This is a genomic window from Psychromonas sp. MB-3u-54, assembly GCF_002836415.1.
Classification (GTDB): domain Bacteria; phylum Pseudomonadota; class Gammaproteobacteria; order Enterobacterales; family Psychromonadaceae; genus Psychromonas.
Genome location: NZ_PJBP01000085.1, coordinates 14,269 through 40,676, shown reverse-complemented (window position 1 = coordinate 40,676; position 26,408 = coordinate 14,269). Strand labels below are relative to the sequence as shown.

The window sequence follows — 26,408 nt, the reverse complement described above, 5'->3', positions numbered from 1 at the left end:
GGGTGGCTAAGTTAAACTCAATTTAAACTCATTTTGCAAGGTACTTAAAATCGAAAGCCAATCAAAAAGGTAATCCACTCGGTGAACAGCACCATAAATACCCGTTCTTGACCGTTAAAATAACCGCCCATGGCTTTATTCTTGACTTTATGAGCCCCTTTGATGCAAGCTGCGTTTTTATCACTATCGTCTAAGGCAATGTTGCCGTGAGTGATAACGTAATATTTAATGATATTTTTAATAATGGCTTGCAACTATCGCTGCCATGGGCTTTTTGAACAATAAAATACCCAACATAAGTGGCTGGGTTTAGCTTCATTGAGACTTCGTCGACCTAACGCGGCCCAGTTGAACGTTTCGGTGATAATCAGGCCGATAAGAAATACTGAGGCCAGAATTTTGACATCGGGTCAGGCGCGCATTGGGGTTGATAGATTTGAGTGCGTCACTCACTTTTTCAATAAATAAGGTCACAAGAGGAAGTTAATTAATTCTGGCCAGGCTTGAAGTTGGAGTCACCGCAGAAATCTTGTCTCGCTTTCAGCATAATACTTTCAATAATTAAAGCTGCTAGAACTGCTGTATCGAATGATACTATTGCGGGTACTTATATCCCTAATACTGTTGCCTTATTTTAAGTGAGGCCCACTCATAAATGATAAAACTGTAATGACAATTACTAAATATTTTCACTTCAATTTAGCTGTGGCGATGCCGTTGTTAACGCTGTTGGTCACGTTTTTCATGACCTATGTGGCATTCGATACCGCCAAGATTGAACTCAAAAAAAATACGCAGACCTATTTTGATTTTCGTGTACGCGATGCCATCAGCCTTATCAATAATCGCATGCGTATTTATCAGCAGGTGTTGTATGGGGCGAGTGGTTTATTCATCGCCTCAAACAGTATCGAACGTAATGAATTCAAAAAATATATTGCAACGCTCAATTTAACTAAGAACTACCCTGGCATACAAGGTGTAGGATTATCCCTCATTATACCATCAGCGACAATAACTCAGCACATTGCATCCATTCGTAGCCAAGGGTTCCCTGAATACACTGTTTGGCCCGAGGCGCAGGGTGATTTTTCCACCGCTATCGTCTACCTGGAGCCATTGATTGATCGTAATCTGCGGGCTTTTGGCTATGATATGTTCAGCGAGCCAGTGCGACATGCCGCCATGCAAAAAGCCACTGATACGGGGCTGCCTCAGCTGTCAGGCAAGATAAAGCTGGTACAGGAGACTGGCGAGCAAGATCAAGCGGGATTTTTGATGTATCTCCCTATCTATCAGAACGGCACTAAGCACAAAACCCTCACAGAACGGCAAGCGCATATTCTGGGCTGGGTATATTCACCTTTTCGAATGAATGATCTTATGGATGGGCTCTTTGGTGAACGGGCTAATGATATGGACATTCGTATATTCGATGGTGAAATTATGTCGAATGAAGCATTACTGTATGATTCTAGTGGCCTTAATGTCACGACTAATAACGCGCTTGAAGCTACTCATGTCTTACATATTGCCGACCATCCATGGACTGTTCGAATCCGCCCTTTAGTGTTAATGACCTCACGCGTTAAGGCTGTTAGTCCAAATTTAGTGGCAGGTATTGGGATAATCCTAAGCGTCCTTTTCACATTATTGATTTGGTTCCTTGTGTCAGGCCGAGAACGTGCTATCAATACGGCACGCTATATAAATAAAGAATTGAGCGTTGAGCGACAACGCTTAAGTGACATCATTGATGGAACAAATGCCGGCACTTGGGAATGGAATTTTCAGACCGGTGAAGTATTCTTTAATGACCATTGGGCCCGAATCATTGGTTATGAACTGAGCGAGCTTGAACCTGTTTCTATTGCCACATGGCTAAATTTTTTACACCCAGACGACGCAAAGCTCTCGATAAAACGTTTACAACAGCACTTCTCAGGCGAGTTAGCTTATTACGAATGCGAAGTACGCATGCGACATAAAGATGGACACTGGGTATGGGCGTTAGGTCGGGGAAAAATAACAACATCGACGCCTGATGGCAAGCGATTATTGATGTCTGGAACGCATCAGGATATCACCGAAAAAAAGTTAGCTTCAGAAAAGCTACAGGATAGTGCTGCCCGGATCAAAGCTATCCTCAACACGGTAGTGGACGGCATCATCACCATGAATGAAGACGGCATTGTAGAGAGCATCAACCCAGCAACCGAGCACATTTTTGGCTATAGCGCTGCTGAAGTGGTTGGGCATAACATCAAGATGCTGATGCCCGAACCTTATCGTAGTCAGCATGACGGTTACATTAAGCATCATGATGCCAAAGATGAGTCGAAAATAATTGGTATTAACCGCGAGTTTGAGGGGAAACGCAAGGATGGTAGTATCTTCCCAATGGAATTAGGAGTGAGTAAAGTACTTCTGGGTAAAAAGAAACTTTTCACGGGTGTTGTTCGTGATATCACCGAGCGAAAACGGGCTAAGGAGGCGCTAATGGTTGCCAAGACCGAGGCGGAAAAGGCTAATCTGGCCAAGTCACAATTCCTCGCGGCCATGAGCCACGAAATCCGTACCCCCATGAACGGCGTGATTGGTATGGTGGATGTGCTGCAACAAAGCAGCCTCAAGGGATTTCAAGCAGACATGGTTGATACCATCCGTGATTCTGCGTTTTCATTGCTGTCGATCATCGAAGATATTCTCGATTTTTCTAAAATTGAAGCCGGCAAACTGGACATTGAGCATGAACCCATGGCGGTAGCCGAAATAGTAGAGAAGGCTTGCTTTATGCTGGCTCATTTGGCTGAGAACAAAAAGGTAGAACTGACACTGTTTACTGATCCCGCGATTCCTGACATCACCCTAGGCGATGCCAATCGTCTGCGCCAGATTTTAATTAATCTGACCAATAATGCCATCAAGTTTTCCAGCAGGTCGCATCACCCCGGCCGCGTTTCGATACAGGCCCTGATGACAGACACTACCATGTTGGAGATCCGCGTGATTGATAACGGTATCGGCATGAATGAGTCCGCCCTATCGGCATTGTTCATGCCATTTTACCAAGCAAATGTCACCACGACACGACGCTTCGGTGGCACCGGGTTAGGCCTCACTATCGCCCATAATTTAGTGCAATTGATGGGCGGTGAAATTACCGTGCAGAGTACACTGAATCAAGGATCTACTTTCAGTGTGCGCTTGCCTCTGAAGGCCAGCAATGACGTAGATCTAGCACAACCCCAACGAGAGGCTTCAACGGGAATAACCCCCGATCGATTCACTGGGCTTTGCTGCTTAGTGATAGGTAACGCAGAGGGGCTGGCTGATCATCTGGCGGCTTATCTGAGGGCCGCTGGTGCAGTGGTTGATCAGTCACCCAGCTTGGCGGTAGCAAAGAAGCAGGTCATTACGACGACATCTGGACCGTCGGTATGGCTGGTTGACGCCAGCAATAGGCCTCCATCGTCGGCGGAACTCCGACTCATAGCAAGTGCCCGGCCAGAACAGACGATTCGTTTTGTCATCATCGGCCGAGGTACACGTCGATACCCGCGTTGGCAAGATGTCAATTTAAGCGTTTCTGTGGATGGTAATGTCCTGATGCGGCAGACCGTGCTGCAAGCGGTAGCCATTGCTGCCGGGCTGGCGCAGCCGGAAGTAGAAAGGCTGCATGCAGGCAAAGGTGAGCAATCATTCGTGGCACCTTTGCGTAGCGACGCGCTAGCGCAAGGCAGATTGATTCTGGTAGCAGAAGATAACCAAATCAACCAGAAGGTGATTGTGCAGCAGCTTGCCTTGCTTGGCTTTACCGCTGATATTACGAGTAATGGCCTTGAAGCATTGGCCCGTTCGCACAGCGGCGATTATGCCCTGCTGTTAACTGATTTACACATGCCGAGGATGGATGGCTATGAACTGACCGCCGCCATCCGCGCCGAAGAAAATGGCCGCCGTCATCTTCCAATCATCGCTATCACCGCTAACGCACTGAAAGGTGAAGCACAACACCGTCGCGATGTTGGTATGGATGATTACATTAGCAAGCCAGTACCATTGGAAAGTCTGAGGGTCATCTTAGAAAAATGGCTGCCGCTTGCCGCAGCAAAACCCGTTGATGTAAGCGTACTTGCGGCGCTGGTAGGCGACGATCCTGTGATAATAAGCGACTTTCTGCAGCATTTTAATGATAGCGCAACGCAGATTGCCGCAGAGTTAACCACCGCTTGTGCCAACGGTGAGGCACTGCGAGCTCAAGCTGAGGCGCACAAACTAAAATCATCAGCCCGCGCTGTAGGGGCACTAGTTTTAGGCGAATTATGCAAAGAAATAGAACTGGCGGCTAAGGCCAGTCAGCTTGAGGCCCTAACCGTATTAAAACGCCGTTTTGAGGTAGAAATGGCCGCCGTGAAAATATATTTAGATAGGTTATAAGCGACTAAAATTAAATATAAAAATATAATAAGGAAGTAATTGTGATTAATAGTTCGCCACTCAACATTATGATCCTCGATGATGAATGCTTTATGCTCAAACTGCTTAAACATATGCTGACTAACTTGGGATTTAATCAGCTGACAACCCATGACAACGGGAAAAAGGCCTTAGCATCGTTAGACAGTGCCAGTAGTCAAACGAATTTAATCCTGCTCGATCTCAATATGCCAGAAATGGACGGCATAGAGGTCGTACGACACTTGGCTGAAAAATCTTATTCTGGCAGTATTATTCTGGTGAGCGGCGAAGATTCTCGTATGTTGCAAACCGCAGAAAGACTGGTGAGGGCGCACAACATACCGCTGCTTGGCTCCTTGCAAAAACCCGTTAATCCACAAAATCTGTCCACCCTAATCGATAGCTGGAAGCCTTCCTGTTATGTAAGTCCACAGGTCGTAAAGAAAATTTATGATGCCGACGATGTACGTGCAGCCATTGTTAATCATCAACTGGTGAATTACTACCAGCCCAAAGTAGATGTTGCCAGTGGCAAGGTAATGGGCGTCGAGACGCTGGTACGCTGGCGTCACCCCCAATATGGACTGGTGTTTCCAGATCAATTTATTGGTGTGGCGGAAGATAATGGGTTGATTAACGATTTGACAAGAGAGGTCATCAGTGACGCATTCTCTCAAACAAAGATTTGGCGAGATGCGGGCTTGGCTCTGCGAGTAGCTGTTAACCTTTCCATGGAAAATCTTGACTCACTGGAATTTACAGATTACCTAACGATGGCTGCCGCCACCGCAGGTATCGTACCGGACGACATAGTATTGGAAGTAACTGAAAGCCGGTTAATTAAGAATTTAACTACGCCAATGGAAGTCCTCTCCCGTTTGCGCCTAAAACGTTTCCACTTGTCGATTGATGATTTCGGCACCGGCCATTCATCGCTTATGCAGTTGCGAGACTTGCCCTTTAATGAGCTTAAAGTGGATCAGGGCTTTGTCCATGGTGCCGCCAACAACGAAACTTTATTCATTATTTATAACGCAAGCCTGAGTTTGGCTCAACAACTCGGCATGAAATCAGTGGCTGAAGGTGTCGAAGATCAAGCTGACTGGGATTTTATACGCAGCTCAGGCTGCGACTTAGCCCAAGGTTACTACATCGCGAAACCCATGCCAGCAGATGAAATTCACGATTGGCTCATAAAATGGGAAGCGAACAGGGTAAATCTCATTACACCCTATGAATAGTTTTTTATAGCCGGAGTAATAAAAAATGCCCACCCTACTGATAGCAACAGATAACAACAAAATATCGGGATTTTAAATCTCATTAGCCCGATATTTTGGTGTTGGGATTTAAAATACTATTTCGGCCTCAGCAGCCTAGTACATATATATCCGCATCGAACACTCATTATATGTAGTAACACTCGTGTCAATAAGCTGTGCAATAAAAATTATTTTGACGATTGTATTCAATTCTGACGGATAATGTATGAGACTCCACAACGGGCAATCGCTGTACATCATGCGATGCGTGATCTGGCTAACATCAAATCTAGTTCTTCTGCAGTGGAGCTTGCCACTCAAGCGCGTCCTTCTTCAGGAATGTAATGCTATTATGGTGATGAGATTATATAGGGGCCAGGCGTCATTTCCTAGCAAATACAGAGTAATAAATGCAAGCTTCACTAGGCAGATTTTCACAATGCCTCACACAAGAAGACGTTGCCAATCTCGTAGGTATAAAGAATGATCAAAGTTTAAAAAAGTCTGGATATCCATTAATTACACTGACTATAATTTAATGGAAAAACTTATAAATATCAGCCCTAACAAGAAAAATTTAACACGTATTTAAGTGCCTCAACGAGCAGAGATGCATAGGTTGTCATTAAAATATTTTAAATCAGGGGGATTAATGTAAAGATCGATGCAGTACATTCTTCTTGGCACCAGTATGTTCAGCGTAAGAGGCTAATTCTTCTAATGACCCCAGCGCACTATGATAATATTTTCCAAACGACTCGCTAATTCACACTAGGTTTGATCATCAATTCCTAATACATCAAGTCATTGTGGCCAAGCACCTAATCCGCTTATCGTCCAATCCAGTCACGCAAGATAATCAATCAGCCCAAAAGAAATGCCTCGAATATATGCTGAACCTTCTCTCCCACAAAACCATACCAAGGTTTAATGGCGCATATTGGGAATCAACGTAAGCCATGCAGATAATTAACGCATTTTCATCTAATAAAGCCTGCGCTTTAAAACGCCCTTCCATTCATTTTCAGGGAAAAAATGAGAATAGCTTTAACTGGCCCGCAGGGTAAATTCCATGGATGCCAGAGAATCGAATCGAATTGAATCGATCAGTGCAATTATCTTCTTTAGTCGCTTACAAGCGATAAATTCATTTAATGAACACAGACTAATTTATTGGGAAAAAATGAGAACAGCTTTAGCTGGCTAAAGGGTGAGCCCTGGATGCTGGTTAATCAACCAAAAGATCTCCATTAATCTTTCTCACCATCTATTGATCACCGTTTTTACATTCAAATACTGCTGCTATTGGCTTAACAATCCTGGCATTAAATAAAGGCCGTTCCAACGCAGACAAAATTCTTGATTGATAACGCTCTGTTTTCTAATTCATCAACATGAAAAACCAGATCATAGCGATCAGATATAATGGCATAAGCGCGGGTATTCACCGTAAAATAATGTATTATTCAGCGATTAAAAAATGCAGAAAACTAAGGGTTATATGACCAAAAAATGGGAAAGTTGGAACAAAAATATTGTTCATAATATCGAACATATTTATTATCCAACGACAGAAGTTGAATTAGCTGAAAAAGTACAACATTCAAAATCAATTCGAGTTGTAGGAAATGGACAGTCTTCCTCGGATATTGCAGCTGGAACAACTGCTATAATTTCTCTTGAAAAATATTGTGCGGTTACAAATGTAGATCGCGATCAGTACAAAATTACTATTGAAGCCGGTAGTTCACTCAAGGGGCTATTAGAAGCGATTCAGCACGAGGGGTGGACATTACCAGCACTTCCAGATATCGATACAATTACCGTTGGAGGCGCACTCGCCACTGCGACTCATGGCACAGGTCATGATGCGAGAATCCTAGCACAGTACATGATTGCTTGTAGATTTGTGAACGCAGATGGAACGGTGGCGGAATATACTGAATTTTCTGAAGAGTTTGATGCTATTAGGGTATCTTTAGGTGTATTGGGTATCTTTTCTACCGTAACATTTCGATGTGAACCATTGTGGAATTTACAATTGGAAGAGCGACCTATGAAAGACCGCGACTGGCTAAAGTCTTACCTATCTATGCTGGATAACCATCGTTTTCTGCGGATTTTATGGCTTCCTCATACCAATTATGGATATGTCATTACTGGCGATATTGCAGATTCACCGTCCAAACAGATAGAAATTCCATGGTATGTGAAATATCGCCGTTCACTGTCTGCAAAACTGTACCGACGAACGGTGAAGAAACCGCGTTTTACAGTCACGGCAAATAAAATCATTCAAAAATTATTTTTCAATCATAGTCAAAATAAATTTGGTTCCCTCTACGATGCGACGGTTACAAAATCGCGAGGATCTACCTTAGAGCTTGCAGAATGGATTGTTTCATTAGATCGCTTTGAAGCGCTCTTTCATGACCTCAAAGATGCACTGAATGACTTGAGTAATGATGCTTATGCTCATATTCCCATGGACATTCGTTTTTTAAGGAATGATAAAAGCTGGCTCAGTTATGCATACGGACAAGATTGTGTCTCTATTGGATGTGTATCTCGTATTGCAGAAGTAGCTGATCAATATGAAGCATTTGCCGTGATTGAGACCGTTTTCAGACGTCATGGCGGAAGACCACACTGGGCAAAACGTCATAAGATGGCTGGCGATGAATTTAGTGAATTGTATCCAAAATGGAACAACTTTATTGCGCTTAGGGAAAAATTGGATCCCAGTGGGAAATTTCTCAATGCGTATTTGACAAAGTTATTGGGATTGTAATGAAACCAGTTGCGCTGATATTTGATTTTGACGGCGTTATTGTTGATAATTTTGAGATCCATCTCTCAGGATGGATCTCTGTATTTGAAAAAGAGTATAGTGTGAGTTTCCGACAATCAGTTCAACGTTATTGACAAAAAAAAGGGCGCACATGCATTAATTACAATGGCTATTATTTAATGCGAAGTCTCATAAATATTAGCCCTAACAAGCTGAATTTAAAGGGGCTTAAGTAACCCAACGAGCAAAGATACAATACATTGTTTCTGGTAATTCAACATTTACCCGAATGTTCAGTGTAAGAAACGAATTATTCTAACGCCCCCACCGTACTATGATAATTTTCACCAAAACGATTCGCTAATTAACACCAGATTTCAGCATAAATTCCGAATGCATAAAGTAATTGGATAGTAAGGCATATCACGCCCAAGGAACCCTGTGCTGCATGAGATTGCGTCATAATCATTCAAAACAGTGCTGAATAAAATAGAGCAGCAGATTAATATTTAGTCAATTAGATGGGTGTTCGGCTATGACTGTCTTACAAAAATAAAAATCAGGGCCCAAATTTACTTAGTTGCCATTACCCGCACAATCCGTACGAAGCGGGCATAGTGCGATCGACCTTTTAGGCTCTATAAATTATGATAAGATAATCAAGTGATGACACATAGGTTTTCACATATATAATCCACATTGCTTCTATCTCTCACATTGATATATAAACATTAAAGGTGTTTTATTTTATATGTTCACCTACTTAGTTGTGTATATTTAGCTGCTGGTATTTATTTCCCAGCATAGCCCCTGAAGCTCCTTGGAAATTGATTATAAGCATATTAGTAACGCGTTTAAATGTAATCTAAAAGCAGAAGTGAAATGCATAAAAATAAGGATTAAATCCGCAAAAATAAAACCAACAAATATTGAGTTGAAAAAAATAATCTCATAGAAGCAGTTAAACAGGATAAAATCATATAAACGCTCAAGCATGGTCTGATTTATTTGCTTAATCGGCATTAACAAGCGCAGATCTAATTAAAAAATAACTTATCAAACTGCCCTTAGTAGAAAAATTACAATGACAAAATTTAACCAGAGAAGAGTTTCCTTGGGTTAGTTTAAAACACCTCTTTTACGGCCTGTCCAAAGAGGATTTATGCAATTAATATTTCGGAGAAAATAACGATGTCAGAAATAAATAAGTATTCAAAAACAGTGACTTTAGATGAATCACAACCGGCTTCACAGGCCATGCTTTATGCTATTGGTTTGAAAGAAGAGGATATGAAAAAAGCGCAAGTTGGTATTGTTTCGACAGGATGGGAAGGAAATCCATGCAATATGCACTTAAACGAATTTGCTAAAGATGTGAAAAAAAGTGTGACCGCCGCTGATTTGGTGGGATTAATTTTTCACACAATCGGAGTGAGTGATGGTATTTCAAACGGGACTACCGGAATGAAGTACTCTTTAGTGTCTCGTGAGATCATTGCTGATTCTATTGAAACTGTTGTCAGTGCGCAATTTTATGATGCGATTGTTGCCATCGTAGGATGTGATAAAAACATGCCCGGCGCAATGATGGCATTGTCGCGTTTAAATCGTCCGGGAATATTGGTTTATGGCGGTTCGGTTAAAGCTGGGAAATGGAAAGGTGAAGACTTAAATATCGTTTCTGCTTTCGAAGCTTATGGAAAAAAATTACAGGGTGTTATCTCCCATGAAGATTATAAAGGGGTAATTCAAAATGCTATCCCGGGTCCGGGTGCTTGCGGTGGCATGTATACGGCAAATACCATGTCTTCTGCTATTGAAGCCTTAGGCATGAGTTTGCCTTACTCTTCATCTAACCCGGCGGTTAGCGATGACAAAAAAAGAGAATTAACAACAGTGGGTGATGCAGTTAAAAACCTGCTGGAAAAAGATATCAAACCAAAAGATATTATGACCAAAAAAGCGTTCGAAAATGCCTTAAGAATTATTATGATTTTAGGGGGCTCTACCAATGCAACTTTACATATGATTGCCATGGCCCGATCATCTGGTGTTGACTTGAGTTTGAATGATTTCCAAAAGATGGCAGATAAAACCCCATTATTGGCAAATTTAAAACCTTCCGGAGAATTCCTAATGCAAGACTTGCATGAAATCGGCGGGATCCCTGCGGTAATGAAATACTTATTGGCAGAAGGTTTATTACATGGGGATTGCTTGACCGTTACAGGTAATACTATTGCCGAAAACCTAGCTGATTTACCCGGCCTTCCAGAAGATCAGGACATTATTAGACCTTTGTCTAACCCATTAAAAGAAACTGGTCACTTACAGATTCTTTATGGAAACTTGGCACCTGAAGGTTCAGTTGCAAAAATAACCGGTAAAGAAGGCGAAGTATTCGAAGGCCCGGCAAGAGTTTATGAAGATGAATTTTCAGCAATAAAAGGTATCGGAGACGAAGTACAAAAAGGGGAAGTTATTGTTATCCGTTATTCAGGACCAAAAGGTGCTCCTGGCATGCCTGAGATGCTAAAACCAACTTCAGCGGTAATGGGGGCGGGTCTTGGAAAAGACGTGGCATTAATTACAGATGGTAGATTCTCCGGAGGTTCTCACGGTTTTGTTGTTGGACACGTGACGCCAGAGGCATCGGAAGGTGGATTGATTGCCCTGGTCCAAAATGGTGACATGATTAGAATTGATTCTGTTACTAATAAATTGGAATTGAAAGTCGATCCGGCTGAAATCGCTAAGCGTAAAGCTGCTTGGATAAAACCTGCTTACCGAGCGACAAATGGTGTATTAAGAAAGTATATTGCCACGGTAAAATCGGCATCTCTGGGATGTGTTACCGATGAAATCGATGAACTGTAGTCTCTAAGTATATTGGTTATTAATTTGTTATCTCGAAGACCTGGCAGGATCCGTTGGCTTTTTGAGTACAAATTGCGTTCAATCTAAAAGTGTTCTGAGCAAGGCATGCCTCGTTTACATAGTTATTCTATGTAAACGAGGCGCAGGACGCTTTTAGATGGATTCGAAGGGCAATCATTGCTGAAAAAAACACACTAAAGATCAACAGTCCCTAATTCACCACTTTCTCCTCCTCTCCACTCACTTTGTTAATATACTTGACGTGACTTTATGAGCAGAATTAAGCACACGACCGAACTGCTTTTTAATACCGCCCCCTTTATACATTGCCTCTACACGCTGTCGATTTCTTTGTACGTTACTTGCATTAGTAATTTTCTGAGCAATAGTGTGCTTAAGCGCTTCAACATTGAAGCTCTTTTTAGTTCAAAGGCATCCCCGACTTCTACGGAAGACAGACCAGTAACCGCTTGAATGAATAACGACTTCCCAGCGCCCGTTTTCCCTAATAACCACAAAGTAGGTAAATGCTTGCGCTGAAGTTCATGAGCTTGAGCCAAGTCAGGATTTTTAATGGGATTTATAAATTCTTTTATTTGCTCAAACATGGTGAATTCAACTCGTTGGGAAGATTGATAGGATTGGTATCAGGGTGATAGAAAGTTATTTACAGGGGCGAATCAAAAGAAGTCTCGCCTGCTTGTCTCATTCTATTAGTGGAGAAAAAATACAATAACACTTGAGTCTGCAAATAAGCTACCGTCACTGATGAGGATAGTTTTATTGCAGGAAGCAATAATGACAACCAAAATAATATATTAAACATCTTTAAAATATTATTCAACAATAAAAAAAGAAAAGAAAACAATAGATCGAGGTGCTTTCTTTAGAAATACGACAGTCCTTGTTATCACTAGAAAAATCATATATTAACAAAAAATCAGGTCTCTGTAATATCACGCATTACTTTAAAGCACATGCTCAACCCATAGAAAACTAACACTATAAAACCGTTAACGGGTGACGTGTTTTTTATTCTTCGTCTGTAATATGCGGACATAGCATCAAAAAAACAGGTCACTTTGTGCCTCTTTTCGCCTTCGAAAGCTGTATTGCTTTAGCCCCCATTGAGTTAGCAACTTATTATCTTGAAAGCTCTTTGTTCCTATTGTACATAGTTTTGGTTAATTTTTTATTTTGTTTAATTTCAATAAGTTGCGACTATTTCCATTGATTTATTCAATGGCACATAATGATGACGGGGATGAAGAAAATAATTTTTATTCATCAGCTGTGCTTATTACAATTAAACGACAAAAAATGCCAGTCAGGTGATAGACATTTTGATTAAAAGCGAACAAGGTTATCGCCGTAACGCCCTGAATTATCATATTGTCAGATAGGATAATACTCAGCCTATGGCTTTCCTGTCAACGCTTGACTTGGCATCTTACAATACAAAGCCCATCAATCTGGATTTGGCGGTTCGCTAACCTTGTCGAACTGAAAAATTTCACCTATATACCGATTTATCTCGGCGCCCTAGGTATCTTTTTATTGTTCTTTTACTTTGAATTTTGGGTCATTGAAAATATCAATATACCCCTTCAATTATATTAAAAATAAGGAATAAGTCTTTGCTTATTCCCTATTATAACCAAAGCGCTTTATTGTATTGTTACCCCTGCAACACCGAAGCCACTGTAGCCTCCTAATTCACCCACCGGATGGATATCTATATCGACGATGCCTTCAAATTCAATATCAACTTTCATAAAATGCCATCCATAACCTGAAGGCACCTCAATAAATTCACTTTCACCGTTGATAACAAGCTCAACAAATGCGGCATCATCGGTCCAAACTGCTGCAATAAAATAGACAGAAGCAGTATTTATCTGTTGACTAGCACTTTCAAGTTTAATTTTAGCACCGTTAGCCTCCTTCCAAGACATGCTTTGATAACCTGAATTTATTTCAGTTCTATCATTAATAAAAGAATACGTGCCATCACGGTATTTTTGTTCACCATAAAAAGAGAAATTTTGCAGAGAAGCATTAGAGAGTTCTTCATTGCCCTTAATCGAGTTTGCAGTATAAAAAGTGACATCTGTAGTATCAATTATTGCACCAAAATTTGTATCTATATCAACAAAAGCTGCATAGTTAAAAACAGAAGAGGCAACAGGCGCATTTGTTTCTAAATTTTCTTCATCAAAAACAATGCCAGCAAACATAACTGTGCTGTAACCGGAACGATCGGACTCTGTCGCTATATGGACAGGCACTGTGCCATCAAAAACAATATCAACGGTAAAGGAATGCCAAGCATAACCATAGGGAAGCGTAATAACCTCAATCTGATCACCCGCTGTTACAATAATATTAGATTGCTCGTCAGACCATGCACCTGCTTGCATATACAAACGCGCAGTTTGTTCATTGCCCGTACCCTGTAAAACAAATGATAGGCTATTATCGCTGTTAAATTCCATACTCGCATAGCCACTGTCAATTTCAACCCCTTGATTTTGAAAGCTAAAATGATCTTTATCTGAATACCTTATTTCACCAACATTAGCCGTAAGGCTGCTGTTATCAAGCGTGTCTCTGGTATATTCCTGATTATATGTAATATCACTTTTAAAGGAATAAAGTTTCTTTTCACCAATCTCAAGATCATCTGATTGTGCAATAATCTCATGCGATAGAACAACCTTCCCGGTAAAATTAGCTGAACTAGTACCCTGTTCAGTAACAGTATCCTGATCAGTAACAGTATCCTGATCAATAACAGTATCCTGATCAGTAACAGTACCCTGATCAGTCGCTGTCACCTGATCAGTAGCAGTGTCTTCATCTGGAATAAAATCAGTCGGCACTTGATAACATAATTCGTTAGAATTTGCCCTTCCAGCTTCATTAAATGCTGTAATGCGATAGCAATATGTCTCATTGCTAACAAGATCTAAATCATTATATTCTTGGCTATTAACGGGTAATATCGTAATATTTTGCATCTTATCATCGCCTAAAAGGCGTTTTTCGACTAAAAAACCATCTTCATTTGATGAGTTATCATCCCAAGTAATATGTAAACTTGCAGATAGTACAGTAGGACTGATAACTAATAAGAAAATTACAATTAGGCGGTTATAAATTAAATTGACTAGCTGACTCATTTTGTCTCCACAAAAGTGATCAAGCAGTTATTTATAATTTGCAAATTAGAAGGGATGATAAGAAGTATTATCGCCTTGGTAACTCCGCTGCCATAGACTAAATAGCCAGTCAACAGGCCGGTGGTTTTGCGTATTAAGGTTTCCCTTAATTTGCTTTTTTCCAGCTACAATATTTAAACAACTGAATAGAAATAACAGGATTGATTAAATTCGAGCGTATTTAAACAGAAAAGCGTACAAATTAACAGCAAAAGTCATATGTTGATCATTATTTTATAAAACATATGTAATACAGAAAGGCATGTGCAAGTACACTTTTATTAGTACTTTCTTACCGTATTCACATTTTTAATAGTTACATTCCTAAATATAACTATAAAAAAAACAAGTGTTAAGATGATTAATAGTGCAGGTCCAGGTAGTTGTAGAAGACATTCTGAATTTTAAGTATCTTCAGCTAATGAGCGTGGAAAAAATTATAATAAATAGACTTAATTTTTACATGAAGTTCCTGTTTTTATGCGCGCAGCCATTTAAAATTACAACCAGACAATAAACATTCATGGAAATCACTCTCATCTGAATAACACATAAGCGTGCGCGGCAGATGCTTCAAATCGATCATTAACGGCGGTATCCTGAATGCAAAGAGACACAATTCCCAAACAGAAGCACCGTCGATCATTGTGGACTTGATAGTCACAACCCGAAAATCTCGAGAGTATGTTTAAAGTCAAACTATAAAAATGGTGGTTGAAAATGCTAAGTTTGCTGAATTAAGCCTTCCAATGAATATGGTATAATGAACAAAACGGCTTATTGAAGTAGTCAAGTAACAGATTTTTAACACGTTTGGGCCGAAATAGTTCAATAAGTGCATAGCTCAACGCCATTCCCGACTTCTAAAGAAGACTCCCAGCGCAGCAAAGAAAAACACAGCAGCAATAGCAAAAAGAAAATACAAAAACAACAGTTCGAGGTGGTTTCTTTAAAAACGCGGTCGCCCTTGTTATCATTAGGGAATTATCCATTGACAAAAAATCCGGTCTCGGTAATATCACGCTTTAATTTAAGGCGCATGTTCAAACCATAGAAAGCTAACGCTATAAAAACGTTACCGGGTGACATATTTAAAGATACAACCTATAAGCTCAGGAATGAATGTATTTTTAACATATCCCATATTCCGCACCTATAACCAACTGATGCAAATAACAATCTTATTTTTGTGGCACTGAAAATGAAAAATAAATTTTATTCAAGCAATTCGCTATACCTTGACCGGAATATCGGATAATTCTATTTGGCTGAGTGTTATAGGAAACAGGCAATATTTAGGCGGTTTTTTCAGTAAGACCCAATGGACTCAGTCAATATTACAAAAAATCAGGGGGGTAATTTGAAACAACTATCTGTGTTGAAAGAAGAAACTTTAAAGCGTTTTATGGATATTTTCGAAGCTTCTCACGAAGGGCTGTGGGGAATGGGGCCGGATTTTCAGATTGATTTTTTAAATCGCAGTTTCTATAACGCCTTTGCTGTCAGTACCGAAGGCGCCAACCTGAAGGAGTGGACTTCACTTGTTCATCCCGATGATGTTCATCTCTTTACTCAAAAGGTAGAACAAAAAAACGACAATATGACCACTGTTGTTGATAGTGAATATCGCGTAAAGAATAAAGTTGGCGAATATCGATGGATAGCGGCTAAGGGAACCTCTCGATTTGATCCCGATGGTAGCTTTATTTATATGGCCGGTTCGCATAAAGATGTGACCGAAGAAAAAGAAAATCAACACCGACTCTATCAAACCGCCTATATAGATCCCAATACAGGTTTGATGAATGCGCACAAGTTACTTCAGGATTTAAAGGGTAATGTTAGCCGACCAGTCGGTGCCCTGTTATTTATCAAATTGATGAACTTTAATGTCTATATTGATTCTTATGGCGCTCATGCCGGGCATAAAATAGTGCGAAAATTATTAACTTGTCTTGAGCAGCTATTTGTTGGTGATGGTCAATTTTATCGCCAAAAATCGAGTGAATTTGTGATCAGAATAACTAATCCGGTTACTTCAGAGCAGATAGAAAAGTCGATTGAGCAGTTGCTGGCAATATTTAAAAATACTGGCAAAGACCTTCAGAATAACGATATACCAAATTTGAGTGTGGGCATTTGTATGTTGCCATCAAGCGCTGAATGCGAAAAAACACTTCTGCATCAGGTCAAACTGACCATGATATATGCGCACGAACACACCGAACAGAAATTTGCTTTTTTTAATGAGCAAATTAAACATATTGTAAAAAAGAAACTTTATATAAAAACAGCTATGAAATCAGCTCTTCACAATAATGAATTCCTATTGAAGTTTCAGCCACTCATACAGTCTCAGACGAAAAACGTGGATAGTTTCGAGGCACTTATTCGTTGGGAAAGCCCTATTTTTGGCGAAATCATGCCGGATGAATTCATCCCTGCAGCCGAGCAAAATCTAAATATCATTGACATTGGTTACTTTGTGATCGAACAGGCCTGCACTTTTATTTGCCACTATCATCAAGTCAACGACCGCCGGGTAAAAATAGCCATTAATATTTCAGGGATACAGTTACTACAACATGATTTTGTCGATCGGGTACTTTCTATTGTCAGTCAATTTATGCTTAATAACAGCGATATCGTTCTTGAGATCACGGAATCGCTGTTGTTGGACTCCAATCACTTCGCAAAAGAGCAGATAACAAGATTAAGAGATAAGGGATTTTCTATCTCTATGGATGATTTTGGCAGCGGATATTCATCACTGAATAATTTTTTTACTCTGCCTTTTACGCAACTAAAAATCGATCGTCAAGTGGTCAATCAGTCGATGATGACCACAGAAGCCAGGGCCTACCTTGTCTTCCTGATCCAACTTTGCCAGAATAAGGATATTGAAGTCGTTGCAGAAGGAATTGAAACCCAGGAAATGAGCGAAGCGATGCTGGCAATAGGCGTTAATCTATTGCAGGGCTATCTCTTCTCCAAGCCAGCATCCGCCCCCGCCGCCCTAAAATTTGTGAATACAGATTGTAGCCCATTATAAGGAATGAGAATTTAAGCTGTCGTAATACACATTTTCGTTAACAACGTCATTATTAACGAGGTAATTTCTAACAGCTTTAAAATCACCACGACAGCAAATTCTCGAAGCAAAGCAGAAAAATCAAATGACAGCTCGAAAAAACAAAAAATTGTCTCGTAAAAATCTCTATATGCAACGACTTGACGTTATAATCGACGCGTTAAAAATAGCGTCATGGAGGGTTAGGCCTTTTTATTTGCTAACCCACTACAGTTCACTGCTAGCAATTATTTTGTTGAATAAAGACGCTTACCTATTATTACGGTAACTCAGTGATAGGCGTATGTTATGAATAAAGGAAAACGAGTGAGTCAGAAGCAAAAGCACCCATTAATTTTTAATTAAATAAGCTGTGCAACCCGATTGCGGCCATTTTCTTTTGCCAGATAAAGTGCCTTATCGTCTCGTTTTAATGCTTCATCCAATGATTCGTTTTTTACGTCTAGACGAGTGACACCAAAACACGCGGTGATATTTAGTGGCTGGTCATCAATAATTATATCTATTTTTTCTATGCCTAATCTAAGGCGTTGCGCTAGTTCAATTGCCATTTTCAGATCAGTATGGGGCATGATTACCGCAAACTCATCTCCCCCTATCCGTCCCATGATATCCACATTGCGCATCATCGCTTTTAATGTATTAGCAACTGATAACAGAGTAGTATCACCTGCTGCATGACCATATTGATCATTGATGGACTTGAAGTGATCGAGATCAATCATCATAACAGCCAGTGATGATTGATAGCGTAAACTGCGTTCAATTTCTATTGAACCACACTCAAAAAAGGCGCGACGATTTAACATCTTAGTGAGGCTGTCGGTTCGTGCTAATAACTCGGCTCGATCTCTGGCTTGCTCCAGTTCTTCGGTACGCACGCTGACAAGTTGTTCCAGTAGTTGCTGATCTTTTTCTAGATGCTCAATATGAATTAATTCAATTTCTTCTTTTTCTTTCTTGAGTTGATTAAAACGGTCTGCAGAGCGAAAGAGAGAAGAGCGGCTTCAATAGAAAAACACAGTCCAGTGAATAGATCAGAGTATAGGCTTACTGGCATCATGCCGATATGCTGTAACACGCCTAAAATCAGACCCAGAGACCAAATAGTCCATCCTAAAATATAAAAGCGAGCATATAACCTGCCTTTTAAATAGATGATCCAACCGATAACGGGGAAAAAAACGGAAAGTAACATGTTAAGGAGATCTAAAATAACGGCATAGTCACGATAACCTATCAAGCTGAAAAAAATGGAAAGTCCGGCTGCAACAAATATTAATTGTAAGAGCCTGTCGATAATCACTGATTCAGTCGCGGTATTTAAAAATGAGCGGGTAAACTGAGTTGCCATTATCATCACGAAGGCGGTGAAAAAAACAGGAGAAAAATCACTAAACCAGTTTGAATTTGACCACAGGTAGCGATAGCCAAATCCTGTGCCAGTCAATAAAGCCAGCAGTGCGCTAATAAGGTATGCGCTATACCAAAAAAATTCGGCAAAGCGAGTCGAATAGCCAATAAATAGATTATAAAAAAACAGTATAATGCCTAAACCGAACATGGCGCCGATAATAAAATATCGGTTTGCATAATACTGACTATATTCATTTACTGTCCATAGTCTAATCTGTGTTTCAGCTTGGCCTGCTTGTTCATAAGAAAAATGAATCAATAATTGTTGTTCTGCCTTTGCAGGGGTAATTATTTCAAAGACATTGCTTTCGAATGCAAAAGCACGTTGTGTAAAGGGCAGATGATCTCCGCCATAAAACTTCTTTTCTCCGTTAATATATACGTTCACATAATCCCATTGCTGATGAACTGACTCCAGCAACCATAACAAATCAGTGTCTTCCGTATTTCTAACTGTCATTTTAAGCCAGTAATCTGAGGTACTGATGCCAAAACCACTTTTTCCATCGGGCAGGGGCTGAAATTTTGAGAATAAGGGGGCTGATTGTACTTGATCAATGTTATAAGTTTTTTCCGAATCCTCTAAATAATACATACTTAAAGCAGAGCTTTCTCCCTGCATCACTTGCTTTAAGTTAACCGTTGATTTAGCAAGACAATAGTTAAGATTAATAACAATGCCAGCAAAGGTATAAATAGGAATGTTAATCTTTGACAGACTGGTTTTTTAGGATTGTTATGATAAGGCATTGGACAGGTATTCCCCATTTTATGAAAAAAGAAAAATCAATCCATTGCAAAAAATCACAAACTTTAAGTGAAATTTCCTTAAATATATCATCAAGAAGATCTGTATAAATTTAATCATTTATATTGGGGATTATGCAAAATTTGTTCAGGATAATTATGAACGTTTTTGCTTAAAATTACTACACTCTATGCCTAAAATGAGAAATTGCTGATAGTGAAAGATGAAAAAATACCCCCCCCCTTCTAGCAGATTTATACTTATAGCTATCCTATTAGCGTCCTGTGGTAATAGTTAAAATTCGGCTAAAACGCCTCTGCGCTTACAACTAAACGCAAGCAAAAAATCGTTGTGAGCGCTTGTGAAAAACCATACTCAAGGCGGCCATATTTTGCTGAACTATCGCCTTATGTAGAACTTGTCGAGGAAGCTGAAAAGATGGTCTTACAAACCTTCGCCGGTAAAAGTTTTATAAAAGCCAGCCCTGATACCAATAATCAGTGGGCTTGCAGAGAAACAATAAATTTTTCTGCAAACTAGTCTGCGCAGCAAAGATACCTGTGCCCAGACATGATCTTCGAGCACAGTTTGTCCATTATCAAAAAATTCCCGTTCGCTAACTTCCCGTGCAGCGATCCAACCTAATGCTAGCAGTTTGGTATCACCGTTTATAAGTGCCCTACTTTAACCAATATAACGGTTTCTTGTTCAACATATGGAGTGTGCTCACTTAAGTGTGGGCTGCGAAGCCAAGTTCCTTGGGGATAACGACCATATTCATCAATAAACTCGCCACTGATAACAAATATTTCTTCGCCACCAAAATGGCGGTGCCTTTGAAAATGCTCTCCCTTAGGCCATTTAACCAGCGCGGTCGATTCTCCTTTATAGTGGTGAAGGGGCATAACTGACAAGCCCCCTATTCCCGGTGACCAAGCTGTTTTTTGCGTATTTATAACAACATGCTGATCATCACCTGCTTGAAACTGGTGCAGTTTCACCAACAGCACACAGCCTTCTTTGCTAAAAGGCGCGTGTTTAAATCCTTCAGGATTTCGAAAGTAACTGCCCGCATCATAATCACCCGTGTGATCAGAAAAAGTACCTGACAATACCAGTATTTCTTCACCCAAAGGGTGATCATGCTCTTTAAAACTGCTGCCGGGATCAAACTTAACCAAGCTGGTTGCATGACCTCTTTCAGCGTCTTCTCTGGCTAAAGGCTTACGCCAAACACCAGCATGCGGACTGGCAACCCAAGATTGAAGTTGGGTTTGAATAGCAATTTTTTTGTCAAAATTCATATTTAACATCTATTTTACTCCATTTTTATGGTTGCTGCGGTTGCCTAAAATAAACATAATAGGTTAATAGCCAAGGTATCAAGTGGTTATTTGATCTGCCAAAGAGAGCACCAAATGAGTTAATACATAATATAATACCACCAGCAATGATGGCAACTACCAATGCTTTGAGGAAAATAGGCATCTTATTTGAATCCTGATAGCCAGTTGGAAAGCCCAAAATTCAAACCTTTCTATGGCGAAGAAGGGGGTAAAGACAGACGCCATTGAACCTATTCAACGCAATATTTTTTTCCATCCATTAGTTCTTACTGGCGCAAAACGACCCAGAAAGTTCTAAGTGTGGTGCTTGCTTTACGCTAAGCGCACGGTTATTCTGCTCCTATTTTATGGATAACAGATTAAAGTATTACGATGAAAAAGCAGTTTAGATTACCGATAATTCTTGATGGTGGAATGGGCCGTGAGCTTAAGCGCATTGGTGCGCCTTTTCAGCAGCCTGAGTGGTCAGCTCAAGCGTTAATTGAATCCCCTCATTTTATCTCTCAAGTACATCAAAGCTTTATAGAGGCAGGGGCTGAGATTATTACCACTAATACCTACGCATTAGTGCCCTTTCATATTGGCGAGAAACGTTTTAACAAGCAGGGGGCTGACCTTATTAAGCTTGCCGCCAGATTAGCACGAGAATGCGTCAAGAATCATCCTGAGGTGTTAGTCGCGGGTTGTATTCCGCCGGTGTTAGGATCTTATCGGCCGGATCTATTTTCAGAGGAACAAGCAAAGCCATTGCTTGAGTTATTGATAAAAAATCAGGAAGCTGATGTGGATATTTGGTTAGCTGAAACCATCTCTTCTATCGCAGAAGCCGCCATGATCAAGGCACGCACCCTTGTCACCGGTAAACCTACCTGGATTTCCTTTACCGTTAAAGATGAAATAAGCACCGAGCCGGCCCTGCGTTCAGGCGAATCGGTTTATGATGCGGTTAGCCAAATCGCAGGGCAAAATATTGCGGCGATTTTATTTAATTGCAGCTGTGTCGAAGTGATGGAGAGCGCGCTTATCACCGCTAAACAGGCGTTATTAGATAAAGGAATTGAAGATCAGATTCAGTTAGGCGTATATGCGAATAATTTCCCTCCGATCGGTGAACTGCACCAGGCGAATCAGGATAATGGCGTCTCCGGCATAAGAGATGATCTTACTCCGGAAAAATACAATGAATTTGCATTATCCTGGATTAATGCGGGTGCATCTATTGTCGGTGGATGTTGCGGGGTTTCACCAGCACAGATCAAAAAATTAGCCGAGCTTAAATAGCCTTATAGCTTTCGAGCTTTCGAGCTTCGAGCTTCGAGCTTTCGAGCTTCGAGCTTTCGAGCTTTCGAGCTTCGAGCTTCGAGCTTTCGAGCTTCGAGCTTTCGAGCTTCGAGCTTCGAGCCTTATAGCTTCGAGCTTTCGAGCTTTCGAGCTTCGAGCTTTCGAGCTTCGAGCTTCGAGCCTTATAGCTTCGAGCTTTCGAGCTTCGAGCCTTACAGCCTTATAGCCTTACAGCTTTATAGCTTGAATGTCAGTCCTTCCTGAGACATCATTCGCTTGATAGAGTCGCGTTGCAGCATAGCTTGCAAATGACGACGCAGGTTTGGAAAGTCCTGTGCACGACTGTCATAGCGGCAACTCCAGTAAGCGACCATAAACAGATGAAAGTCTGCGCCGCTTACTCTATCACCCAGAACCCATGGGCCTTTGTTGCCCAGATCATCATTAATGATCGACCAACAGCGGTTCAGCTCCTGAGTTGCTTTATTCACCACCGGGGTCAAATCGCTATCGCCACCGACGCAGTGCTCCGGGTGAGCCCAGCGGTTGGCAGCTTCCTGCAAGGTGTTCGACATCCAGGTGAGATATTGGTAATAGTGGCCTCGTTGCGGCGAATGCAGTGCGGGTGCCAAACCCGCATCCGGGTGCTGGTCAAGCAGGTACATCAGAATCGCCGCCGATTCATAAATGACCTCGCCGCGGTGCGCTAATGCGGGCACTTTGCCGTTGGGGTTAATTGCTAGATACTCAGGTGTGCGCTGCATGCCTTTCGTCAAATCGATCTCGATCAACTGATAAGCTGCGCCCAACTCTTCCAGTATGGCGTGAGTGGCCATGTTGGCCCCACCGCGATCCCAATACAGTGTGTAAATAATACTTCTCCTTTCTGCAATTAAATGTGCAACTGTTATAAATGTACAACTTCTAAATATGTACAACGGCTAAATGTGCACCGAAATGAAGCAACTAGATCACCTTGCCTCAGATTTTTAGTGAGCGCTGGCTTTGCTTACCAAATCTTGAGCTTGACGCCGTAACATTCCTTCAGCACCCAGCCTAAGTGCTTTTTGAGCCAGAGAGATGGCTTGATTATAAGCACCTTCTAGATAACGCAGTTCTCCTAAACGATAATAACTTTCAGGGAAACGAGGCGCCATTCTAAGCGCTCTTTCAAGAGAAGACGCGGCGGCCTTAGGGTCGCCATTTTGCGCCTGCTGCTCGGCACGCTTAATCAAATATACGACCGCAGAGGGCGCCCTAGCCGCGCTATCAACCGGCGCTTCCTGAGGGGAGACAACGGGCGGTTGCACAGGTTCAGGCGGAGTCTCGATGACAGCCGGCCGTTTAGTTTCATCCATCGGTTGGGTGGGTATTGTGCCACAAGCAACCAACACCCATGGCAAACACAGTACTGCACATTTATTAAAAAAATTCATCATTGCCTCACATTTTATCTACTAATTTTTTAAACCAATCGATCACTTTTGCCGCTCCCTGTTGACAACGAATCTCTTGATCCGGCTCGGTGCCCACCAAAAAGGGTAACGGAATGCTGTTCGTACAAGACGGCTCGCTACCCTGGCCCGTATCCCTGTCAACCCACACCATTTTGATATCTTCAGGGGGTAAATTTTGAATGGGCAACCGTGAACGCTGCCTAAAAATATCAGCCCAGACACGCAGCGCACCACTGGAACCGGTCAAGCCCGTACTGGTATTATCATCATTCCCTAACCACACAACCGCCATCATATCCCCGGAAAAACCGGCAAACCAACTATCACGCAAATCATTGGTTGTCCCTGTTTTTCCTGCGACGGGGAAATCAGGTAATAACCATTCTAAAGACTTAGCCGTCCCTTCATGGGTAACAGCCTGCATTGCATGACTCAACATATAAATAGATGCAGCATCAAAACGTTTATCAACTTCCAGCGGGTAACTGGTCAATAATTCACCGCCGGGTTCGAGCACCGCATTGATAGCCATTAAAGGCGTGTAAAAGCCATCAGCAGAAATCGTCTGGTATATCTGTGCGACCTCAATCGGCAGCAGATCCACCGCTCCCAGTGTGACAGAAGGTAATGCGGGAAAGCGCTGCTTCACCCCCAAACGATGCACGGTATCAACCACCTTATCCACTCCGATAGTATTACCTAAACGCGCAGTGGCCTGATTATAAGAGTGGGCCAGCGCTTTATATAACAACACATCACCATGGTCCTCAAGATCATAATTTTTCGGGGCCCACTGATCACCATTAGGCAACGGTAATATATACTCGTCATCACTTATCGGTGTCGCGAGTGTATAACGTTCCGGCTGTTCAAGGGCCGTCAAATAGACAGCAGGTTTAAGCAATGAACCGATTTGACGGCGCGCATCCAGGGCACGATTAAAACCGGCATAACGCCCATCTTTTCCGCCAAGAACGGCAATCACGGCTCCCGTGTTGGGCCTTGTAATAACTACGGCCCCCTGCAATTCGTCACTCTTTCCACTGGACGCGTGTTTGGCAATATTAGCGGCCAGACTTGATTCGGCACTCATCTGTACAAGCGGATCAAAATGGGTGAAGATTGCCAGTCCGCTGGAACTAAGATCTTTGTCTTTATAGTCGCGCTGCAACTGTCGGCGCACCAGATCTAAGTAAGCCGGATAGCGTCTATTACTTGCAGCACTAGTTCCGCCAATGCCCAACGGACGTTTTTTAGCTTTCTCCGCCAAATCAATATCCAGACGTTCTTCGCGAACGGCAATATCTAAGACCAGATTTCGACGTTCCAAAGCCCGCGCAGGGTTACGCCAAGGGTTGTAATAACTTGCTCCCCTGACTAAAGCCACTAGCAACGCCTGCCGCTCTATCGACAGATCAGACAATGGACGATTGAAATAATACTGGCTTGCGAGGCCAAAACCATGGATAGACCTTGGGCCATCCTGACCAAGATAGACCTCATTAATATAACCCTCTAAAATTTCAGATTTACTGAAATGCAGTTCGAGCAGTAAAGCCATGACAGCTTCTCGCGCTTTACGGGTTAACGTTTGCTCTGAACTGAGGTAATAATTCTTAATCAGTTGCTGAGTCAACGTCGAAGCTCCCTGAGAGATACCGCCCTCTTTAATATTGGCTATTAATGCGCGGACAATACCGCGCGGGGAAATGCCAAAGTGACTGTAAAAACGGTTATCCTCGACAGCGACGAGCATATTTTGTAACGACTCAGGGACGTCAGACAGCTGAACCAATAAACGATCTTCATGATGTGAAGGGTAAATGCCGCCGATGGCAAGGGGCTCTAAACGCAGTAACTGCGCACCATCATTGCTAACGACTTGAGACACCCTGCCGTCTTGTATACGCAAAGTAACCTGACGAGCTGGCTCAAGGTCATCACTAAACTGAAATCCGGGGGTATAAATATTTACTGTATTACCATTAATATTGGCCTGACCGGGATTTTCAAGACGATATACAAAACGATAACCCAACATGCCTAACTCTTTTTTGAGATCTTGGACAGTGAGCGGTGCTCCTACATATAACTCTAAAGGCCGCGCATAAACCGTTGATGGCACAGACCATTTTTTACCGGTAAAGGTAGTTCGAATGGTGGAATCAATATATATAATGGCCATCAGTGCAATCACCGAGAAGACCAGAAGTAACTTCCACCATAATGCCAATTTGGATTTTTTCTTTTTATTTTGAATCAACACACCCACCTCTTTTTATGCCACTAAAGCCTGGCACTTTTGCTAAAAGCACTTTTATAAATCAAATTATACCTATGCGATTATTTTTTTGTTTTATATTTCAGCTGCCATGGTCTTTTAGTCAGTATAGCGACCCTAACGGCCATCGATTTTAATCAGTATACATGATCAGCAGATTGCTCTTATTTCCGAGG

General features: G+C 41.6%; 16 protein-coding genes and 1 riboswitch. Of the genes, 7 read left to right on the top strand and 9 right to left on the bottom strand.

Features of this window, described 5'->3' with window-relative positions; genetic code table 11:
• Positions 1-44: 44 nt before the first annotated feature.
• Positions 45-254, bottom strand: a complete 210-nt coding sequence (locus CXF72_RS01205; protein WP_101036171.1) for a hypothetical protein — start codon at positions 252-254, stop codon at positions 45-47.
• A 415-nt stretch (positions 255-669) separates the two neighbouring features.
• Here CXF72_RS01205 and CXF72_RS01200 point away from each other — a divergent pair, with 415 nt between their 5' ends.
• The 5 genes from CXF72_RS01200 (at position 670) to ilvD (ending at position 11,391) form a co-directional block, all read left to right on the top strand.
• Positions 670-4,440, top strand: a complete 3,771-nt coding sequence (locus CXF72_RS01200) for a CHASE domain-containing protein (RefSeq protein WP_101036170.1) — start codon at positions 670-672, stop codon at positions 4,438-4,440.
• A 41-nt stretch (positions 4,441-4,481) separates the two neighbouring features.
• Positions 4,482-5,702, top strand: coding sequence for an EAL domain-containing response regulator (locus tag CXF72_RS01195; RefSeq protein WP_101036169.1), 1,221 nt, complete (start codon positions 4,482-4,484; stop codon positions 5,700-5,702).
• 243 nt (positions 5,703-5,945) lie between these two features.
• The gene (locus CXF72_RS19960; protein WP_269801137.1) at positions 5,946-6,068 is read left to right on the top strand and encodes a hypothetical protein; all 123 of its coding nucleotides are present in this window, start codon (positions 5,946-5,948) and stop codon (positions 6,066-6,068) included.
• Between the two features lie 1,156 nt (positions 6,069-7,224).
• Complete coding sequence (locus CXF72_RS01190; protein ID WP_198552464.1) at positions 7,225-8,514, top strand: D-arabinono-1,4-lactone oxidase; 1,290 nt, start codon at positions 7,225-7,227, stop codon at positions 8,512-8,514.
• 1,191 nt (positions 8,515-9,705) lie between these two features.
• Positions 9,706-11,391 carry a dihydroxy-acid dehydratase gene (gene ilvD / locus CXF72_RS01180; protein WP_101036166.1) on the top strand — a complete coding sequence of 562 codons (1,686 nt, stop codon included), beginning with the start codon at positions 9,706-9,708 and terminating at the stop codon, positions 11,389-11,391.
• 332 nt (positions 11,392-11,723) lie between these two features.
• On the opposite strand, the gene CXF72_RS01170 is transcribed toward ilvD, so the two are convergent.
• Both CXF72_RS01170 and CXF72_RS01165 read right to left on the bottom strand, forming a co-directional pair.
• Complete coding sequence (locus tag CXF72_RS01170) at positions 11,724-11,999, bottom strand: hypothetical protein (protein WP_232784848.1); 276 nt, start codon at positions 11,997-11,999, stop codon at positions 11,724-11,726.
• Between the two features lie 1,059 nt (positions 12,000-13,058).
• Positions 13,059-14,573 carry a fibronectin type III domain-containing protein gene (locus CXF72_RS01165; RefSeq protein WP_101036165.1) on the bottom strand — a complete coding sequence of 505 codons (1,515 nt, stop codon included), beginning with the start codon at positions 14,571-14,573 and terminating at the stop codon, positions 13,059-13,061.
• 74 nt (positions 14,574-14,647) lie between these two features.
• Positions 14,648-14,738: riboswitch (cyclic di-GMP riboswitch) on the bottom strand.
• A 1,234-nt stretch (positions 14,739-15,972) separates the two neighbouring features.
• On the opposite strand from CXF72_RS01165, the gene CXF72_RS01160 reads away from it, so the two are divergent.
• Positions 15,973-17,664 carry a putative bifunctional diguanylate cyclase/phosphodiesterase gene (locus tag CXF72_RS01160; RefSeq protein WP_198552463.1) on the top strand — a complete coding sequence of 564 codons (1,692 nt, stop codon included), beginning with the start codon at positions 15,973-15,975 and terminating at the stop codon, positions 17,662-17,664.
• Positions 17,665-18,044: 380 nt separating this feature from the next.
• Here CXF72_RS01160 and CXF72_RS01155 read toward each other — a convergent pair whose 3' ends face one another.
• The 3 genes from CXF72_RS01155 to CXF72_RS01145 form a co-directional block, all read right to left on the bottom strand.
• Positions 18,045-18,584 (bottom strand): GGDEF domain-containing protein, encoded by a 540-nt coding sequence (locus CXF72_RS01155; RefSeq protein WP_101036163.1) that lies wholly within the window; start codon positions 18,582-18,584, stop codon positions 18,045-18,047.
• A 53-nt stretch (positions 18,585-18,637) separates the two neighbouring features.
• The gene (locus CXF72_RS01150) at positions 18,638-19,741 is read right to left on the bottom strand and encodes a 7TMR-DISM family protein (protein ID WP_101036162.1); all 1,104 of its coding nucleotides are present in this window, start codon (positions 19,739-19,741) and stop codon (positions 18,638-18,640) included.
• 794 nt (positions 19,742-20,535) lie between these two features.
• Positions 20,536-21,180: a cupin domain-containing protein gene (locus CXF72_RS01145; protein WP_101036161.1), complete on the bottom strand. Its 645-nt coding sequence runs from the start codon at positions 21,178-21,180 to the stop codon at positions 20,536-20,538.
• 405 nt (positions 21,181-21,585) lie between these two features.
• On the opposite strand from CXF72_RS01145, the gene CXF72_RS01140 reads away from it, so the two are divergent.
• Positions 21,586-22,494, top strand: a complete 909-nt coding sequence (locus tag CXF72_RS01140) for a homocysteine S-methyltransferase family protein (RefSeq protein WP_101036160.1) — start codon at positions 21,586-21,588, stop codon at positions 22,492-22,494.
• A 236-nt stretch (positions 22,495-22,730) separates the two neighbouring features.
• Here CXF72_RS01140 and CXF72_RS01135 read toward each other — a convergent pair whose 3' ends face one another.
• From CXF72_RS01135 to mrcB, 3 genes are read right to left on the bottom strand one after another with little or no spacing between them, the layout of a single operon-like run.
• The gene (locus tag CXF72_RS01135) at positions 22,731-23,432 is read right to left on the bottom strand and encodes a glutathione S-transferase family protein (protein WP_269801136.1); all 702 of its coding nucleotides are present in this window, start codon (positions 23,430-23,432) and stop codon (positions 22,731-22,733) included.
• Positions 23,433-23,483: 51 nt separating this feature from the next.
• The gene (locus tag CXF72_RS01130; RefSeq protein WP_232784846.1) at positions 23,484-23,933 is read right to left on the bottom strand and encodes a tetratricopeptide repeat protein; all 450 of its coding nucleotides are present in this window, start codon (positions 23,931-23,933) and stop codon (positions 23,484-23,486) included.
• Positions 23,934-23,937: 4 nt separating this feature from the next.
• Complete coding sequence (mrcB, locus tag CXF72_RS01125) at positions 23,938-26,217, bottom strand: penicillin-binding protein 1B (RefSeq protein ID WP_232784845.1); 2,280 nt, start codon at positions 26,215-26,217, stop codon at positions 23,938-23,940.
• Positions 26,218-26,408: the final 191 nt, after the last annotated feature.

What these genes read in the sequence shown, in the direction of transcription:
- CXF72_RS01200 (WP_101036170.1), top strand. Translation starts at nt 670, where the DNA reads ATGACAATTACTAAATATTTTCACTTCAATTTAGCTGTGGCGATGCCG.
- CXF72_RS19960 (WP_269801137.1), top strand. Translation starts at nt 5,946, where the DNA reads ATGTATGAGACTCCACAACGGGCAATCGCTGTACATCATGCGATGCGT.
- CXF72_RS01190 (WP_198552464.1), top strand. Translation starts at nt 7,225, where the DNA reads ATGACCAAAAAATGGGAAAGTTGGAACAAAAATATTGTTCATAATATC.
- ilvD (WP_101036166.1), top strand. Translation starts at nt 9,706, where the DNA reads ATGTCAGAAATAAATAAGTATTCAAAAACAGTGACTTTAGATGAATCA.
- CXF72_RS01170 (WP_232784848.1), bottom strand. Translation starts at nt 11,999, where the DNA reads ATGTTTGAGCAAATAAAAGAATTTATAAATCCCATTAAAAATCCTGAC.
- CXF72_RS01165 (WP_101036165.1), bottom strand. Translation starts at nt 14,573, where the DNA reads ATGAGTCAGCTAGTCAATTTAATTTATAACCGCCTAATTGTAATTTTC.
- CXF72_RS01150 (WP_101036162.1), bottom strand. Translation starts at nt 19,741, where the DNA reads ATGCAGGGAGAAAGCTCTGCTTTAAGTATGTATTATTTAGAGGATTCG.
- CXF72_RS01145 (WP_101036161.1), bottom strand. Translation starts at nt 21,180, where the DNA reads ATGTTAAATATGAATTTTGACAAAAAAATTGCTATTCAAACCCAACTT.
- CXF72_RS01140 (WP_101036160.1), top strand. Translation starts at nt 21,586, where the DNA reads ATGAAAAAGCAGTTTAGATTACCGATAATTCTTGATGGTGGAATGGGC.
- CXF72_RS01130 (WP_232784846.1), bottom strand. Translation starts at nt 23,933, where the DNA reads ATGATGAATTTTTTTAATAAATGTGCAGTACTGTGTTTGCCATGGGTG.